15 protein-coding genes, 1 tRNA gene, 1 other RNA gene and 2 pseudogenes are annotated in these 17208 nt (G+C 70.8%); 15 read left to right on the top strand and 4 right to left on the bottom strand.

All coding sequences use genetic code 11. From position 1 onward, the window contains the following. Positions 1-33: 33 nt before the first annotated feature. On the bottom strand, positions 34-2262 hold the full coding sequence (locus ACFYW3_RS19860; protein WP_389386884.1) for a DNA polymerase III subunit gamma and tau: 2229 nt from the start codon (positions 2260-2262) through the stop codon (positions 34-36). A gap of 139 nt (positions 2263-2401) precedes the next feature. Next, an RNA gene (gene ffs, locus ACFYW3_RS19855) (signal recognition particle sRNA small type) lies at positions 2402-2496 on the bottom strand. A gap of 379 nt (positions 2497-2875) precedes the next feature. Here ffs and ACFYW3_RS19850 point away from each other — a divergent pair. From ACFYW3_RS19850 to ACFYW3_RS19815, 8 genes and pseudogenes are all read left to right on the top strand, one after another. Beyond that, positions 2876-2963, top strand: a tRNA-Ser gene (locus ACFYW3_RS19850). Between the two features lie 267 nt (positions 2964-3230). Next, the gene (locus ACFYW3_RS19845) at positions 3231-3380 is read left to right on the top strand and encodes a hypothetical protein (RefSeq protein ID WP_351759396.1); all 150 of its coding nucleotides are present in this window, start codon (positions 3231-3233) and stop codon (positions 3378-3380) included. Positions 3381-3612: 232 nt separating this feature from the next. Further along, positions 3613-4188 carry a hypothetical protein gene (locus tag ACFYW3_RS19840; protein WP_389386883.1) on the top strand — a complete coding sequence of 192 codons (576 nt, stop codon included), beginning with the start codon at positions 3613-3615 and terminating at the stop codon, positions 4186-4188. Positions 4189-4200: 12 nt separating this feature from the next. Then, positions 4201-4499: pseudogene (locus tag ACFYW3_RS19835) on the top strand (RNase A-like domain-containing protein). A gap of 12 nt (positions 4500-4511) precedes the next feature. Continuing rightward, positions 4512-4744 (top strand): annotated as a pseudogene (locus tag ACFYW3_RS19830) (hypothetical protein); the annotation flags it as partial. A 385-nt stretch (positions 4745-5129) separates the two neighbouring features. Beyond that, positions 5130-5495, top strand: a complete 366-nt coding sequence (locus ACFYW3_RS19825) for a hypothetical protein (protein ID WP_389386882.1) — start codon at positions 5130-5132, stop codon at positions 5493-5495. Beyond that, positions 5492-6841: a hypothetical protein gene (locus tag ACFYW3_RS19820; RefSeq protein ID WP_389386881.1), complete on the top strand. Its 1350-nt coding sequence runs from the start codon at positions 5492-5494 to the stop codon at positions 6839-6841. The genes ACFYW3_RS19825 and ACFYW3_RS19820 overlap by 4 nt, the downstream gene beginning before the upstream one ends. A 23-nt stretch (positions 6842-6864) precedes the next feature. Continuing rightward, entirely contained in the window at positions 6865-7248 is a 384-nt protein-coding gene (locus ACFYW3_RS19815) for a hypothetical protein (RefSeq protein ID WP_351759386.1), read from the top strand. Positions 7249-7604: 356 nt separating this feature from the next. On the opposite strand, the gene ACFYW3_RS19810 is transcribed toward ACFYW3_RS19815, so the two are convergent. After that, positions 7605-8162, bottom strand: a complete 558-nt coding sequence (locus ACFYW3_RS19810; RefSeq protein ID WP_389386880.1) for a DUF5994 family protein — start codon at positions 8160-8162, stop codon at positions 7605-7607. A 324-nt stretch (positions 8163-8486) separates the two neighbouring features. On the opposite strand from ACFYW3_RS19810, the gene ACFYW3_RS19805 reads away from it, so the two are divergent. The 4 genes from ACFYW3_RS19805 to ACFYW3_RS19790 all read left to right on the top strand — a co-directional run bounded on the left by ACFYW3_RS19805 (position 8487) and on the right by ACFYW3_RS19790 (position 10844). Further along, positions 8487-9191, top strand: coding sequence for a DUF5994 family protein (locus tag ACFYW3_RS19805; RefSeq protein WP_389386879.1), 705 nt, complete (start codon positions 8487-8489; stop codon positions 9189-9191). Beyond that, positions 9191-9457 carry a hypothetical protein gene (locus tag ACFYW3_RS19800; RefSeq protein ID WP_351759379.1) on the top strand — a complete coding sequence of 89 codons (267 nt, stop codon included), beginning with the start codon at positions 9191-9193 and terminating at the stop codon, positions 9455-9457. Before ACFYW3_RS19805 ends, ACFYW3_RS19800 begins: the two co-directional genes overlap by 1 nt. Before the next feature lie 164 nt (positions 9458-9621). Further along, complete coding sequence (locus tag ACFYW3_RS19795) at positions 9622-10368, top strand: hypothetical protein (protein WP_351759376.1); 747 nt, start codon at positions 9622-9624, stop codon at positions 10366-10368. A gap of 80 nt (positions 10369-10448) precedes the next feature. Further along, positions 10449-10844 carry a helix-turn-helix transcriptional regulator gene (locus ACFYW3_RS19790; protein ID WP_351759374.1) on the top strand — a complete coding sequence of 132 codons (396 nt, stop codon included), beginning with the start codon at positions 10449-10451 and terminating at the stop codon, positions 10842-10844. Between the two features lie 45 nt (positions 10845-10889). On the opposite strand, the gene ACFYW3_RS19785 is transcribed toward ACFYW3_RS19790, so the two are convergent. Continuing rightward, positions 10890-12371: a PucR family transcriptional regulator gene (locus tag ACFYW3_RS19785; RefSeq protein ID WP_389386878.1), complete on the bottom strand. Its 1482-nt coding sequence runs from the start codon at positions 12369-12371 to the stop codon at positions 10890-10892. A gap of 221 nt (positions 12372-12592) precedes the next feature. Here ACFYW3_RS19785 and ACFYW3_RS19780 point away from each other — a divergent pair, with 221 nt between their 5' ends. From ACFYW3_RS19780 to ACFYW3_RS19770, 3 genes are all read left to right on the top strand, one after another. Beyond that, positions 12593-13507: an FAD binding domain-containing protein gene (locus ACFYW3_RS19780; protein ID WP_351759369.1), complete on the top strand. Its 915-nt coding sequence runs from the start codon at positions 12593-12595 to the stop codon at positions 13505-13507. Continuing rightward, on the top strand, positions 13504-16326 hold the full coding sequence (locus ACFYW3_RS19775) for a molybdopterin-dependent oxidoreductase (RefSeq protein ID WP_389386877.1): 2823 nt from the start codon (positions 13504-13506) through the stop codon (positions 16324-16326). The genes ACFYW3_RS19780 and ACFYW3_RS19775 overlap by 4 nt, the downstream gene beginning before the upstream one ends. A 77-nt stretch (positions 16327-16403) precedes the next feature. Further along, positions 16404-16850, top strand: coding sequence for a molybdopterin-dependent oxidoreductase (locus ACFYW3_RS19770; protein ID WP_351759365.1), 447 nt, complete (start codon positions 16404-16406; stop codon positions 16848-16850). Positions 16851-17208 lie beyond the last annotated feature (358 nt).

The raw sequence follows: 17208 nt of genomic DNA, 5'->3' as shown, positions 1-17208 counted from the left end.
TTCTCTTTCGTGCGGCCACCCAATGAGACGGCCCTACTCGTTCGTGTATTCCTCCACAACGGTGGCTCCGAGCTCGCGCACGATCAGGTCGTGTCCGGTCAGGGCGCTGTCGACGAGGTCCGGGTCGTCCTCCTCGGGGACGTCGTCCTCCAGGGAGACCGGCGGGGGCGCCTGCCGCTCGGGCGGCTGCGGCGGGGGCGCGGACTGCTGGGGCGGCTGCTGGTACGAGGCCGGCTGGGACGGCTGCTGCGGGGCCGGGGCCTGCTGCTGCGGGGGCGGCGGGCTGTACGCGGGCGCGGCCGGGGCGGAGTACGAACCCATGGCGGGCACGGGCGCGCCGCCGCCGCCGACAACGGCGTCGATCTTCCAGTTGACCTGGAACTGCTCGGCGAGGACGGCCTTGAGGACGTCCTCGCTGCCGCTGCTCGCGAAGTTGTCGCGGGCTCCGACATTGGGGAAGCCGAGCTGCAGCGTCGTTCCGTCGAACCCGGTGACCTGGGCGTTCTGGCTGAGCAGGATCCAGGTGAAGCGGCGGCGGTTCTTCACCGCCTCCAAGACGCCGGGCCACATGGCCTGCACCTGGCCCGCTCCGGCGGCCATGCCGGGCGAGGGGATGGCGGGCGCGGGGCCGCTCGGGGCGGCGGCCGGGGCGGGAGCGGCCGTGGGTGCGGGGGCGCCCGATCCGGGTGCGGTGGCGCTGGGCCAGGCGCCGGCGGCGGGAGCCGGGGCTGCCGGGGCGGGGGATTGGGCCGCCGCGGCGGGGCTCGCGGCTCCGGGCCATGCGCCCGGCTGGGCCGCGGCGGGGGCGGGTGTCCGGGCGCCGGCGCCCGGCTGGGCGGCGCCGGGCCAGGCACCGGGTGCGGTGGCGGGCGCCTGCGCGGGTGCGGGTGTCGCGGGCGTCTCCGCCGGGGCGGGGGCGGCCGGGGCCTGGACGGGGGGCGGGGGTGTCGCGGGCGCGGGCTCCGGTTCGGGGGCCCGGACGGCCGCGCGGGCGGCGGCCATGCCTCCGGCGGGTCCGGCCGGTGCCATGCCGTGGGCCTCGGGCCCGGGGACGTACCCCATGGCGGGCATCGCGGCCGGCGCGCCGGCGGCCGCTGCCGCGAAACCGCCGCGCTCCAGGCGGTCCAGGCGGGCCTGGAAGGACCGCTCGTCGTCAAAGGCGGCGGGCAGCAGCACGCGGGCGCAGATCAGCTCCAACTGGAGCCGGGGCGAGGTCGCGCCCCGCATCTCGGTGAGCCCGGTGTTGACGAGGTCGGCGGCGCGCGACAGCTCGGCGGCGCCGAAGACGGAGGCCTGGGCCGTCATCCGCTCGACGACGTCGGCGGGGGCGTCGATGAGCCCCTTCTCCCCGGCGTCGGGGACGGCGGCCAGGATCACCAGGTCGCGCAGCCGCTCCAGCAGGTCGGCGACGAACCGGCGGGGGTCGTTGCCTCCCTCCACCACGCGGTCGACGACCTCGAACGCGGCGGCCCCGTCCCCGGCGGCGAAGGCGTCGACGACGGAGTCGAGCAACGATCCGTCGGTGTAACCGAGGAGGGACGTCGCCATGGCATACGTCACACCCTGCTCGGCGGCGCCGGCGAGCAACTGGTCCATCACCGACATCGAGTCACGCACCGACCCGGCGCCGGCCCGCACGACGAGCGGCAGCACGCCGTCCTCGACGGTGGCGCCCTCGCGCCCGCAGACCTCGCCCAGGTAGTCCCGCAGGGTCCCGGGCGGGACGAGCCGGAAGGGGTAGTGGTGCGTCCGGGACCGGATGGTGCCGATGACCTTTTCCGGCTCGGTCGTGGCGAAGATGAACTTCAGGTGCTCCGGCGGCTCCTCGACCACCTTCAGCAGGGCGTTGAAGCCCGCCGAGGTGACCATGTGGGCCTCGTCGATGATGTAGATCTTGTAGCGGCTGGAGGCGGGCCCGAAGAAGGCCTTCTCCCGCAGGTCACGGGCATCGTCCACACCACCGTGCGAAGCGGCGTCGATCTCGATGACGTCGATGGACCCGGGGCCGTTGCGCGCGAGGTCCTTGCAGGACTGGCACTCCCCGCAGGGGGTCGGCGTGGGACCTTGCTCACAGTTCAGGCAGCGGGCCAGGATGCGCGCGCTGGTGGTCTTGCCGCACCCTCGTGGACCGCTGAACAGGTACGCGTGATTGACCCGGTTGTTCCGCAGGGCCTGCATCAGCGGTGCAGTGACATGCTCCTGACCGATGACCTCGGCGAACGACTCGGGGCGGTAGCGGCGGTACAGCGCAAGGGACGACACGTATACGAGGTTATCCGGGCCCACCGACAAGAGCCGCCCGCCGGCCCTGCGGATCACCCGCCGAGGCCGCGGATCGCCTGCCGAGGCCGCGGATCGCCCGCCGAGGCCGCGGATCGCCCGCCGAGGCCGCCCAGGAACGCAAAACGCCCCTCACGCACCCGCCAGAGCCCACTTACCCTTGCTGCCTTCCGGCCCTGGGGGAGTTGGGTGAGATAGCGCCACGTGAGGGGCTGGCCCCACCCTAGCCGATGAAGCGACCCGGAATCGACCCGGGCCGCGGCGCCGGTCGGTCGCGGGTCGGCTGGGGGGCGGTTCGTCGGTCGCCTGGGGGTCGGTCGCGGGTCGGTCGCGGGTCGGTTCGTCGGTCGCCTGGGGGTCGGTCCGGGTCCGTTCGCCGGTCGTGGGGGGGGCCGGCGGCATCGCTCGCGTATGGCTCCCGCCATCACCCGCGGATCGCTCCCGTGATCGCGCGCGACGCCCCACCCGGATCGCTCGCGGATCGCTCCAGGCTCCGCCCCGGTTCACCGCCTCGGATCCTCTCCGGACCGCTCCCGATCCACCGCCCGACGATCACGTTCGCGAGCACCCCTGAACGTCTTGTATTGTTTGCCCCGGAGGATTCGCCTAGTGGCCTAGGGCGCACGCTTGGAAAGCGTGTTGGGGGCAACCCCTCACGAGTTCGAATCTCGTATCCTCCGCCATTGCTCTCACCGGGCAATACGACGAAGGGCCCCACCGCTTGCGGTGGGGCCCTTCGTCGTTCCTCAGACCTCGCTGTCCTGGTCTTTGTCCACATGGGCCGTCTCCGAGGCCCCCAGATGCCCCGGCCCGACTTCCCGTGCCAGCCGCCACGACGTCTGGTCGGACCGCTTCCGGACCAACGACCACGGATGGTTCGCGGCGCGGGCGCGGTGGTAGGTCAGGGCCCGAACCACGGTTGCCGCTTTGGGTTGGACAAGCCTGCCGAGATGTTCGACCGGAACGACGAGTGGTCGGCGCTGACCCGGTTCATCACCGATCCTCAGCCAGGAGCGACCCTGGGAGTGGTCTACGGTCGCCGCCGCCAGGGCAAGACGTTCTTGTTGGATGCCGCCGGCCCGTTCCACTTCGCCCACTGAACCACCGCCTCGCCGCCGAGTTCTGGGGCATCACCGACCCCCACCTGGCCATGAAGGTGAACGCGGTCGTGGGCGGCACTCCCGCCTACCGGAGCGAACGCGCACGCGGCGACACGTCAACGGGGCCGGACGACTTCGACGACTGGGTCGTCCACGTACGATTCCAACCTCGATCCCCCTATGTCATCGACAGGTCGATGCCCTCGCCGCGACCGAAGGACCGCCAGGGACCATGATGAAGAACGCCCCTGACGGCCACGCCTGGGAAGCCGCACTGGTGCGGCTCCTGGAGGACGTCTACACCTTTGCCAGGTGCGGCGCCCGGCTGCACGAGGACTGGGCCGAGGACGTACTCGCGGTCATGGAACGAGCGGTCCCCGACCCGCGGGGCTGGTCCGCCCTGGAGTGGCAGATGGACGAGGAAGCACGCAGGACGGTCCGTCCTGCGTACCCGTTCCGTGCGCTGACCGCCGGGGACGTGCGTTCCGGGCTCCGGCCGATCACGCAGGGTGCCGCCGCCGGGCTGCTCGCCTCGTTCGCGCAGGAGTGGTGGTTCGAGGGTTCCCCGGTCCGGTTCCGTGAGGACCGGAACATGGTGCTCGCGGACGCCCGGACCGTGCTGGATCGGTTCGGCCCCGACGCGGTGTTCTGGACCTCCTCCGACCTCGCGCGCACGAGCGGCGCTCCCGACTTCCTCGCGCGGGACCTCGAAGGTGGCCACCAGTTCACCGATCTCATGATGGATCTCGGCCTGATCGCGGTGTCCGCGAACGAGGTTGGCGTCTTCTGGTCGTTCAACGCGAATTGAGACAGTGATCCGATGCTGACCCGATCCGCCGCCTACCCCGACCGGGAGACCGCTCAGTGGGCCACCCAGCAGGTGGTGACCGCCAACGAGCAGGTCATCCACCGCCGGCTCGCCCAGGGAACGCGGGCCCGCCTCACCCTTGAGGCCGCCTGACCATCCCGTGAGGAGCCCGTCGGCCGGATGCAGCTCAAGGCGATGCTGCTCGCCGGGCGGGAACCCGTCGATGTCCGCGCCGCCCGGGTCATCCTGCGCCGTGAGCCCGCCGGCCGCACGGATTCGTCGTCCTGACCACCGTCCCGTTCTCCCCGTAGAGGCGACGGACCGTGTCCATGAAACCCCTCGAACACAACCGGCGCTACGGCGAGCTTGATCAGGTGCTGCGCGCCTACCTCGGCCAACCCGCGGACGATACGGCGGAGCGGCGCAGCCGCGCGCTGGACGCCTATCTGCGCCACACCTGGCACACCCGCCCGTGGGCCATCGCGGAGGCGAGCGCCAGCTGCGCGAGTACGCCCGCAACCCCCCGGGGCGCCTGCGGATCGACCTCGGCGAGTTCAAGGTATGCCTGGCGGGCCAGGTCGCGGGCGGTTCCCGCGTCGTCGCAGACAGGTCCGCCCGAAGGCACACGCTCGGCAACATGCGGTCTGCCACCTGGGCCGATCGGGGCCGGAACCCGGATGGTATGAGGGCCTGAGTCTGGGACGGGGCGCATATCTGACTGACGATTCCGGACAGCATGAGTATCGGAGGAGTTGGACCCTGTACGAGTACGAGGGGCATGTGACGCTGCCGCAGTAGGCGGCGGTCAACTGCTCTCTGTGTAGGCCTGGTTCACGGAACAGCCCACCGATGCCCCTGCCCGGCTCGAGGCTAGCCTCAGTTGCGAACACCAGTCGCGGTTGAGGTCATACGGCCGCGAGTGCGAACGGGAGGGGACCCGCGTGGGTGACGATGGCAAGATCCTCGACATAAAGACCGATGATCTGAAGGCGACAGCACCGACGTTCCACGAGCAGAGCGAGGCGCTCGGCCGGGCGCTGGGCACGCTTCAGACGTCGCTGGCGAAAGCCGGGGCTGCCTGGGGAGACGATGACCCGGGAAGGAAGTTCCACGACAAGTACGGGCCGATCGTCGCCCGGATGGAGAGGTCCGCGGACATCATCAGGGACGGCCTGGCGAGCATCCATACGGCGATGACCGACATGGCGGACGGGCACATCGAAAATGATGCTTTGGTCGAGGCCATGTTCCGCAAGGTCGCGCCCGAGCCCCGCAGCGGGCCCGACGACCGGGGGCACCAGCAGTGAGTACCGGTGACAAGGTCAGGGAGGTCGTCACCGACGTCACCGGAATCGAGTGGCCCGCAGCCGACGTCGGCAAGCTGCGTGACATCGCGAACGCCTGGCGGGCGTTCGCCGACGACATGGAAGACGTCGCGGCAGCCGCCAACAAGGCCGCTCAGACACTGATCCACCACAACACCGGCGAGGCCATCTCCGCCTTCGCCGATCCCTTCTGGGCCCGCTACTACCACGACAAGAAGGGGTGGCTCCAGGATCTCGTCGACGGCCCCCGGTCCCTGGCGGCCGGGATCGACCAGTACGCCGATGCCGTGGCCGACGCGAAGAAGAGGCTCGACCGCGAACTGGAGATCGCCGGGGCCGTCATCGTCGCCGGCACGGCCCTGGCATTCTTCACCCTCGGCGCCACCGAAGTCGCCGCGGCGGCAGCCACCGCCACCATCGTCGAACTCGCGGCGACCGTGGGAGTGGCTCTCACCACCGAGGTCGCCACCATCGCCGGCACTGCCTTCGCAGTTGCGGCCGTCACGGGCATCGAATCCGTCACCGTCGACCTCGCCGTCGCCCAACCCCTCCAGATCGCCGCAGGCCTTCAGAACGGTTTCAGGCTCGACGAAGCGAGCCGCGCGGCAACCGATGGAATGCTCTACGGCGGAATGTTTGGAGCCGCCGGCGGCAGCGCACAGGCCGTGGTCGAAGCAGGAGGCTGGAAAAGTCTTCTCCCAGGCGAAGTGCCGGGAGTGACGGCACCACGCCTGGCTCTGGCCGATCTGGCATATGGCCCCCCGCAGCCTCCCCCGGCACCAGCGAACATGGGGACTCGTCGGGATTGGTGGTTGAAAAACCAAGAGGATTCCACTGTCGCAGTACATCCCAAACTACCACCCGGCTCATATCTTTCCACCGGTGACCCCGTCTATTACAGAAAGGGGTCAACGGGTATAGGTTACGACTCGAGCACCATGACTAACTTTGACCTGGTGGCCCCGAAGCCCGGATATCATGATGTGGTGATTCACGGCAACAATCAAGGGTATTTTGAACCTGGCCGAATCAACGCCTCCGGCAAGGGATTCTCTGCGGGCAACACAAACCCCACGCATATAGTTGAGGCCATCCAGAATAACCCCAGCTACACTGGAGGGCCGGTACGACTTATTTCCTGTCACACAGGAACGGTCGGTGACGGTGTGAGGGAAGTGCCAGCCGCTCAGAGTGTGGCCAACCAGCTGGGAGTACCCGTACTCGCTCCTACCGACAAGGTTGGTGTGCGCATGCTGGGAGGGCCCGGCCAGACGCCCAAGATCTATGGCGATGGATACTGGCGCACATTCCTTCCCGTAGCCCAGTAGACCGTATTCATGAAAGTGATGGCATGAAAATCCTCGGTTTCTACCAAGAGTTTTGGCCCGAAAAGGCTGGCACGCATGCGGGAAGCATTCGTGACTTCATCCGACAGCACCCGGCGGCAGATGAAGCCGACGTAGCGCGATATCTAGGAACCGGGCGCGAGCTCATCGTATTCATGGGGGCAGTCGGGGACATCCTCGGATCCGATAATCGCATCCTCGGCGGCGATAACATCGTCACCGACGGAGAATGGGTGTGGCGTGCGGACATCCTCTTTTACCTTGCGCACTATCACCTCGCACTACCGGAGGAGTTTCTGCGTAAAGCTCGGGAAAACCAGTACGCCGTACCGGACGTGAGTCACGACCAACTTCTGAGAATCGATGAAGAAGTGGACATGATTCTTTAGATCCCATCCCGCATCGGAATCTCGCTGAGACGACCTGGTCAGTCTTTACCAGTGGGACGCTCCCGCCGTTCGGGAGGATGAAAGTAATCGGACGTGGGTCGTGGCCGGCACTTATGGACGCTGATCGAGTCGATGCTGCCGGACATGGCTTGAACATCGATTCGTCAGTGGGGGTTGATCACTGATCGGCTCGACGGGTCGCGATCCCGAGTCACTCGACTGCGCGGTGAGCGAGAGTGCCTGGCACGTGCGGCGGCAACCACCGGAGCGACCGAGCGGTGCACACCGCACGCCCGGAAACGTTCGACGCGGCGACGCCCGCCCGCCGAGGCGCGCCCCGCCTCAGCGGGCGGGCGTCAGGCGACCGGGGTCGGTGTGTCGTCCTCGGAGTCCTCGGAGTCCTCGGGGGTGGGGGACTCGGGAGCCTGGGGCTCCGGGTTGGGGGCTTCGATGGTGACGGCCATGAGGATCTGGGTCGCGGGGGTGGTGTTGTCGGCGCGGACCGCTCGGGCCATCGCGGTGCGGGCGGCGGCGGGCCGGGTCTTCGGGGGGACGACCAGGAGTGCGAAGTGGTCGTTGTCGCCGCGGGTGATGAGGACGGTGTCGTCGCCGACGGGGTCGGAGACGAGGTGCACGACGTGGCCGTCGACGACCAGGCGGGTCGGGATGTCCTGCCAGGTCGAGGCGTCCAGGCCGATGCGGCTGATCGGGCCGAGGTGGCTGGTCAGGACCGAGATCAGCTGGGGCAGCTCGGCCACGGGGTCGCTCGAACGGGGCCACCACGCGCCGTCCAGCACGCCTTCCCGGGTGTGCGTGGTCTCCAGTCGGAGCAGCGCCGTGCCGGGCTTCACCGTGTGGTGGATCTCGTCCGGGAGAAGCAGCTCGTAGTGGTGGTGGGTCTCTGAGTCGGCCATGTGGTTCGCCCGTCTCGGGGGGAGGGCGTGCTCGACCGTCGGCCGTACCGCAAGGCGGTGTCGTCGCCGGTCGGGCGCTGGCTTCGTGGTTCAACGGTACTCCGGGGGCGTGCTCCCCGCAGGGGCCCGACCGGTCGGGCGGATGAGCGGGCTGGGAGGAGTGCGGGCGGGAAAGTGCCTGGTCGTGGGAGGTTCCCGGGGCGTCGTACGGGCGTACAGTCGAAGGACCGGGAGCTTTTCGTACACCGGCCGCAGGCGAGTGTCGTTTCCGGCGATCACGAGACGCCGGGCTGCCGACGCGTGGCCCGGGGGACGGTTCGCGTCATGAACACGACCCTCGAAAGCATGCCCCTCGGACGGACCACGCATCACGACCTCGCGCCGGCGCTCGCGATGGCGGCGCGTCTTCGCCTCACTCCGCGGTCCGCGCTGGTCACCGCCTTGGACGGGGCGTGGTGGCCCCACTCCCGCGACCTCGCCGTCGAACTCCCGCCCCTGTTGGCGGCGCTCGACGAACTCTGGGGGCGGATCACCCGCGTCACCGTGAACCCGACGCACTGGCCGGTCGTCCCCCCGAGGGTGGACGTCTCGGGGCGGATCGTTCACGTCGGACGGTTCGTCGAGCAGGATCCCGACAAGTTGATCCTGTTGTCCTTCACCGTCGGCCGTTGGGACCTGTTGGTGATCCCGCCCGAGACCGCGCCCGCCTCGGCGGCCCGGCTGTTGGCGGCGGCCGCGCTTCCGGGCAGCATGCTGAGCGCCGGCACCCTGATGGCCAACGAGGCCGTCATCGGGCGCGGTGTGCGCGAGGCGCAGCGCCGGGAGGCGGACTGGGAGGTCTCCTGGGAGACGGAGGGCGGAGCGTGCATGTCGCCCTTCGGGGAGCCGCTCGGGGACCCGCACGCGAGCCCTCGCGTGCGGCGGCCGGGGCTGCCCGTGATGCCCGTGGAGGCCATCCCCCTGGGGGCGGCCGCCTTGGGGACGGCCGCCGGCATGGCCGCGGCCGGCGGATCGGGCCGGACGTCCTGATGCCCCGTACCGAGTACCCGCCGACGACCGGGCGCGCCGAGGTCCGGATCGTCGCCGCCTCCCCCGAGGCCGCCCGCGCGGTCGCCGAGGTCCTGCGCCACTTCTTCGGCGCCACGGAGCAGCGCAGCTATCCGGCGCCGGAGGGTGGCACGCGCCTGCACCTCACGGTGGACACCGATGCCGTGGCCGGGCCTGAGCGGCCCTGGTTGAGCACCAGCAGGCCGCTCAGGGGCGCCGAGACCGGCGCGCACGCCGACGAGATCTGACGGCTGAAGGGGGCGGGGGAAGGGAAGGGGGCGGGGGAAGGATCCTTTCCCCAGTACGACTGTTCCACCCGAGTGGGTGGATCGGCCGGACCGTGCCCGGGAGGGGTGGATCGTCGCGCCTATAACAGGGCCCGTCATGTTGATCGACTGATGGGCTCCCCACCATGTTGAAGGCCGCTCTCCGGGTCCTCGCCGCCGTCTCCCTCGTCTCCGCCGCGGCCGCCGCCCCGGCCGTCGCCGCGCACGCGGCGCCCCTCGCGCCCGTCGCGCACGCGGCGTCCGCCGCTCCCGTGGCGCTCGCCGTCGACGACCTGACCTCGCCCTGTGGGCCGACCGTCGAGTACCGCGCCTGGGACTGGTGGCGCACGACGACCAACCCGAGGATCGCCCGCCCCGTCGCGGCCGCCGCGGCGAACGAGCGCTGGCAGTGGCGCAGTGACACCAACACCCTGTGGCGCGGTGACACGCGGGAGACCGTCGAGGAGATCTTCGAGACCGGATTCACGCCGCGCGGCGACCAGTTGACCCCGCTGGCCGAGTACATCGTCAAGGGCGGCGGGCAGAACAGCGCGCACCTGAGCACCACGTGCGAGAAGTGGGTGGCGCAGAAGTTCGCGACCTACGGCGCCGAGAAAACGGGTTGGGTCTACGAGATCTACGCGCCCGGCGGCATCGACGTGAACGCCACCGCGCACCTGAACAACTACAACTCGCCGTACCTCTGGAACAAGGAGATCGACTTCCCGGGCGGGGTCAAGGGCCGCTACATCAAGGGCGCCTGCAAGTACCGCCTGACCTACACCGACCCGGCGACCAAGATCAGCACCTGGGAGGAGCTCGGCTGCAAGGACAACGCCGGCTTCGCCCCGTACAAGACCGACGCGGCGGCCCGCGCGGGCGCCGCCCGCTAGGTCGAGACCCCCCGGCCGAGACCCCCGGCCGAGACCCCCGGCCGAGAATCCCCGCCGAGATCCCGCACTAGGCTGCGGGCGTGCCGTCGTACTCCATGGGTCAGGCCGCGAACCTGCTGGGCGTCAGCCCCGAGACCGTCCGCCGCTGGGCGGACGCCGGAAGGCTGCCCGCCCACCGCGCGCCCGACGGGACGCGGACCGTGGACGGGGTGGCGCTCGCCGCCTTCGCCAAGGAGCGGGCGGCGAGCCCGGCGCCGGTCGCCGGGGCCGTCGCGACCTCGGTGCGGAACTCGTTCGCGGGGATCGTGACGGCGGTCCGGGTCGACGACGTGGCGGCCCAGGTGGAGATCCAGTCGGGTCCGCACCGGGTCGTCTCGGTCGTCACGCGGGAGTCGGTGGAACAGCTCGGGATCGCGGTGGGGGTGTGCGTCACGGCGCGGGTGAAGTCCACCGAGGTGTACATCGACCTGGTCTGAGGCCCGCCGGCCGCACACGGGCCCCGCCCTCTCGACGGCCCCCGCTCACCCGCAGCGCAGCGCCGCGTACAGGTCGAGTTTGTGGTCGAGGCGCGAGAGGTCGCGGCCGGTCAGGGTCTCCACGCGCTCGATGCGGTAGTGGACGGTGTTGACGTGCAGGTGCAGGGCTTCGGCGGTGCGCGCCCAGGAGCAGTTGTTGGCGAGGAACACCTCCAGCGTCTCCCGGAGCATGCCGTCGCCCAGTGCTCCCAGGGTTCGTGCCGCGAAGACGGTGCGGACCTCGGGCGGTACCCCGGCGAGCAGTTCGGTGAGGGTGTCCAACTGCTCGACTCCGCGTACGGGGACGTCGTCGTCGGCCGCGGTGAGGGCGAAGCGGGCCTGGTTCAGGGACGCGCGCAGCGCCTCGGCCGTGGAGGCGCGGGTGCCCGCGCCGAGGCGCAGGTCCACGTCGGGGTCGGCGCAGGCGCGGACGAGCGGCCACACCGAGCGGAGCAGGGCGGGGACGTCGAGTCCGGCGGCGGGGTCCTCGTAGAGGACGGCGGTGGAGGCGCCGACCGCGGACGGGACGGTGTCGAGGTGGCGCAGGGCTTCGGCGAGGGCGTCGCCCGAGGTGGCGGTCAGGACGCGGTACGGACCTCCGAGCGGGAGCCCGGCGGCGGTCAGCGCGTCGTCGAGGGTGGCCGGGTCGGGGTCCCCGGACAGGACGCGGACCAGTTCCTCGGCGGCGGCGCGGGCGGCGGCGACGCGGCGGGCCTGGCCGTCGCGGTACTGGGCGATGACCTCGGCGATCTCGTGGAGGACGCGGGGCGGGGCGGCGTCGGCGTCGGGCACGTGGAGCTGCCAGGCGTCGTAGGGGGAGCTGTCGGACTCGATGCGCAGGAAGACGCCGGTCCGGGACGGGGCGCCGGTCCGGGACGGGACGCCGCCGCGGGCAGTGGTCGCGCGCTGGGCGGGGATGGCGGGGGCGGAGGGCGTACGGGCGACGGTGCGGCCGCTCGCGGTCACCAGGTAACAGGCGACCCGGCCCAGGTGGGCGCAGGCCCGGTCGAGGAGTTCGGCGGGGCCGGCCCCGTCTTCGAGGAGGTGGCTGAGTTCGCTGCGGACGTTCTCGGGGAGGGCGAAGAGCCGGGTGGGGCGGCGGCTGAGGTCCCCCCACTGGCGCAGGTACACGGCCTCGGTCACGGCACGGAAGCTGGTCTTCGCGGGGACGGCGACGAGGGGGACGCGGTGGGCGCGGCAGGCCGCCACCAGTTCGTCGGGGACTCTGCCGTGGGTCTCCTCGCCGGCGAGGAGGGCGGTGGCCCCGGCGTGGGCGAGGGCGGAGACGAAACGGTCCGCCTTGGCGAGGTCGCCGTCCGCCCACCACACGAGTCCGCTCAGGACGAGTTCGCCGGGGCCGAGGAAACGGCCGGGGTCCTCCAGGTCGGTGGCGGTGACCCCGCTGACCTCCTGGCCGAGAAGGGCCTCATCGCCCCAGAGCAGGGTGAGGCCGAGATTGTCGGACTGGAGCAGGTCGAGGACGTGCATGGCAGGGGACTCCTTGCGGTGGGCAGCCACCCACATTCGCCAGGTGAATACGAGAAAGCCCATCGTAAATGCAAGGGCAGGAGCCCGGCCGGCCTCTTGGTTGATCCTCCAGGGCGCGCTGCCTCCGGGTGGTTGCTTTCCGTGGCCGGGACCAGTCGTCCCGGCCCCGTCCGCGTTGCTTCACTGACTGAAAACCCCCTGGGAGAGGCCGGTGGCGCGAAGTGGATCTCAACACGGTGCTCGACGTGCGCGACGCACGCCGCCGGGAGCCCTGGCGGCCGGGTGACGCCTGGCTCGGCGGGGGCACGTACCTCTTCTCCGAGCCGCAGCCGCACCTGCGCCGGCTGATCGACCTCTCCCGGATGGGCTGGCCTCCCCTGTCCTGGCGGCCGGACGGTGCGCTGGACATCGCGGCGACCTGCACCATCACCGAGCTGTCCCGCTTCGGCCGCTCGCTGCCGAAGGCCGCCGCCCCGCTGATCGAGCAGTGCTGCCGGGCCTTCCTCGCCAGTTTCAAGATCTGGAACATGGCCACCGTCGGGGGCAACCTCTGCAACGGCCTCCCCGCCGGCCCGATGATCTCCCTCACCGCCGCCCTCGACGGCGAGGTGCTGCTCCAGGGTCAGGACGGCGCGACCCGTCGGCTGCCCGTCGTCGACTTCATTCTCGGCGCGGGCGTCAAGGACCTCCGTGACGGCGAGCTGCTGCGTTCCGTGCGGGTCCCGGCCCGTGCGCTGGAATGCCGTACGGCTTTCCGGCAGGCGTCGCTGTACGGGCTCGGGCGTTCCGGCGCGCTGGTGATCGGGGCGGCCGATCCGCGGGACGGTTCGCTGACGGTGACGGTCTCCGCCGCGACCACCCGGCCGTTCCGGTTCTGGTTCGCCCTGCCGCCGACCGCGGCCGAGCTGCGGGAGGCGATCGACTCGGCCGTCCGCGCCGAGGAGTGGTTCGACGACATCCACGGCCTGCCGGACTGGCGGCGCCACATGGCCCTTCGCCTCGCCGAGGAGATCCGCCGCGAGTTGACCTCCGCCCCCGGAGTCCCTGCCACCGGGGCCCCTGCCTCCGGGGCCCCCGCCCTCGAACCGGCCCCCGTCCCCGTACCGGCCCACGACCACCAGGAGGGATCCCGATGAGCACCGACGCGCCCGAGAGCTACCGGATCGAGGTCAACGAGCGGGAGTTCACGGAGGAGCCCCGGGCCGGCCAGTGCCTGCGCACGTACCTGCGCGAGCGCGGCTGGTTCGGCGTGAAGAAGGGCTGCGACCAGGGTGACTGCGGTGCCTGCACCGTGCACGTCGACGGGCGGCCGGTGCACAGTTGCCTGTATCCGGCCGTACGCGCCCAGGGCCGCTCGGTGACGACCGTCGAGGGTCTCGCCCGGCCGGGCGGCGAACTGCACCCGGTGCAGCGGCAGTTCCTCGACGCGCAGGGTTTCCAGTGCGGCTTCTGCACGGCCGGGTTCCTGATGACCACGGCCGCGCTCCAGGCCGAGCGGGGCACCGCGCACGACGACGGCAAGTTGGACGACCTGCCGCGCGCCTTCAAGGGCAACATCTGCCGCTGCACCGGTTATCGCGCCATCGAGGACGCCGTGCACGGGGTGAAGCACGTCGAGGAACCGGAGGCGGGTCAGGCGGTGGGCAAGTCCCTGGGCGCCCCGGCCGGTCCGCTCGTCGTCACCGGCACGGCCCGCTACACCTTCGACGTGGAGGTGCCGGGGCTGCTCCACATGAAGCTGCTGCGTTCCCCGCACCCGCACGCCCGGATCGTCGCCATCGACACCCGCGACGCCCTCCAGGTGCCCGGGGTGCACGCGGTCCTCACCCACCACGACGCCCCCGAGCGGCTCTACTCCTCGGCCCGGCACGAGCATCCCACCGAGGACCCGATGGACACCCGCGTCCTCGACGACGTGGTCCGCTTCGTCGGCCAGCGGGTGGCGGCCGTGGTCGCCGACAGCGAGCAGGCGGCCGAGGAGGGTTGCCGCCGGGTGGTCGTCACGTACGAGGAACTGCCGTACGTGATCGATCCGGAGGAGGCCATGCTTCCGGGCGCCCCCGTCCTGCACCCGAAGGGGCCCGAGTCGGGGATCTTCCGCGCCGAGAACAACGTGTGCGGCGAGGTCCACAACACCTTGGGGGACATGGAGAAGGGGTACGCGGAGGCGGACGTCGTCCACGAGGAGACCTTCCAGACGCAGCGCGTGCAGCACGCCAGCCTGGAGACCCACGGCAGCGTCGCGTACTTCGAGCCCAAGGAGGAGGGCGACGGCGAGCGCATCACCGTCCGTTCCTCCACGCAGGCGCCGTTCCTGACCCGGCGGGCGCTGTGCGCCCTCTACGACCTGAACGAGGACGAGGTCCGCGTCGTCGCGGGCCGGGTGGGCGGCGGGTTCGGCGGCAAGCAGGAGATGCTGACCGAGGACATCGTGGTCCTCGCCGCCCTGAAGCTGCGGCGGCCGGTGAAACTCGAGTTCACCCGGGCCGAGCAGTTCCACGGTGCCACCACCCGCCACCCCTTCAAGATCACCATCAAGGTCGGTGCCAAGGCCGACGGCACCCTCACCGCGCTGCGCATCCGTGTCGTCTCCAACACCGGCGCCTACGGCAACCACGGCCCGGCCGTCATGTTCCACAGCGTCGGCGAGTCCTTCGCCGTGTACAAGGCGCCGAACAAGGAGGTGGAGGCGTACTCCGTCTACACCAACGGCGTTCCGGCCGGGGCCTTCCGCGGCTACGGCCTGGGCCAGGTCCTCTTCGCCCTCGAATCGGTGATGGACGAGCTCGCCGTCAAGCTCGGCATGGACCCGCTCGTACTGCGCGAGAAGAACGTGATCGGCGCCGGCGACCACCTGGTGACCCCGATCGGCCACGAGGAGGACCTGTTCATCGCCTCGTACGGGATGAAGCAGTGCATGGACGTCGTCCGCAAGGCCATCGCCGAGGACCGCAGCCACGAGGATGTCCCGGAGGGCTGGCTCACCGGTCAGGGCACGGCGGTCGCGATGATCGCGACCGGCCCGCCGGGCGGCCACTACGCGGACGCGCGGGTCGCCCTGCTGCGCGACGGGACGTACGACATCGCGGCCGGCACGGCGGAGTTCGGCAACGGCACCACCACCGTCCACAAGCAGATCACCGCCGGGGCGCTGAACACCACGGTCGACCGGATCGCGGTCCGCCAATCGGACACGGACGTGGTGCGGCACGACACCGGGGCGTTCGGATCCGCCGGCACGGTCGTGGCGGGCAAGGCCGTGATGCTGGCGGCCAACTCCCTCGCGGAGCGGCTCCGGACCTTCGCGGCCCGTCACACGGGCGTGGCGCGGCACCTGTGCGAGCTGCGGGCCGAGGCCTTCGACTGCGCGGGCCGCGTGCTCACCCTCAAGGAGCTGTACGAGGCCGCGTACGACAAGGGGAAGCTCGACGAGATCGCGGCGGACGGGCACTGGGGCGGCTCGCCGCGCTCGGTCGCCTTCAACGCGCAGTGGTTCCGTCTCGCCGTCGACCCGGACACGGGCGAGATGAGGATCCTGCGCAGCGTGCACGCGGCCGACGCGGGCAAGGTGATGAACCCGATGCAGTGCCGCGGCCAGGTGGAGGGCGGTGTGGCGCAGGCGCTGGGCGCGACGCTGTTCGAGACGGTACGGGTGGACGAGCGCGGGGAGGTGACCACGGCGGCCTTCCGCCGCTACCGACTGCCGCAGTACGCGGACGTGCCGCGTACGGAGGTCCACTTCATGGAGACCTCGGACGCGATCGGGCCGCTGGGCGCCAAGTCGATGAGCGAGAGCCCCTTCAACCCGGTGGCGCCGGCGTTCGCGAACGCCCTGCGGGACGCGACGGGGGTGCGGTTCACGGAGCTGCCGGTGACGCGGGACGTGGTGTGGCGGAAGATCGCGGAGAAAGCGGGCGCCACACGCGATCTGCAAGGCGAAAGCGAAGCCTCGTGACACGCTTGCGGCTCGTATCACGGCATCAACCTTGCAGATGAGGTTCCGCAATGAACCCGCCCGGGCATGACGTACGCATGGCCGAACTCATGCTGCACGGGGACCTCGATCACCCGGCGACCCTGAGCGTCGCGGACCTTCGGGAGTGGGAACAGCACAAGGCCGCCGTCACCTTCGACTGTGCGACGAACGGCCCCCAGCACCACGTGTTCGAAGGCGCGCTGCTCCGTGACGTCGTCGCGCACGCCGGCCCGGCCTTCGACGCCCGGCGGCGCAAGGACCGCTCCCGCTTCCTGATCGCGGTGAGCGGCGGGGACGGCCATCACAGCGTGCTGTCCTGGGCGGAGTTGGACTCCGATTTCGGGGCCACCCCGGTCCTGTTGGCGACGCGCCTCGACGGGGAGGACCTCGACGAGGCGGGCAGTCAGTTGGTGGTGCCCTCGGACCGCTGCGGGGCGCGCTACGTCAGCGCGGTCACGCACGTGTGGTTCGGTGCGCTGACGCCGCCGAACCTGGGGCTCTGACCAGGACTCCGACGCGGGCCGGGGTGCGGGCCGTGACGCGGGCCGTGACGCGGGCCGGGGTGCGGGCCGTGACACGGACCGGGGTGCGGCTCCGAGGGGGCTCCGACATGGGCTCCGAGGGCGGCCGGGGCCCGCTCCGGACGCTTCCTCACGGTTGGTGACCGCGAGAATTCAGCAGGTGAGCGATAGGTGAATCCCTGACTGAATTGTCGTCAATAAGCTTCCACTTTTTATCTCGATTTGATAACGACCTCCCCGATAAGGCCTGGACCTTTGCGTCGCTACACGCGTAACTCGCTTTGTTTGCACAGGAGTTGACAGTTCATCAAATCAAACCAGAAGGTAACGGTCTGATTTC

Source organism: Streptomyces sp. NPDC002602 (genome assembly GCF_042889445.1).
Classification (GTDB): Bacteria; Actinomycetota; Actinomycetes; order Streptomycetales; family Streptomycetaceae; genus Streptomyces.
Note: the sequence above shows the minus strand (reverse complement) of the source record. Positions and strands in the feature narration are given on the sequence as shown.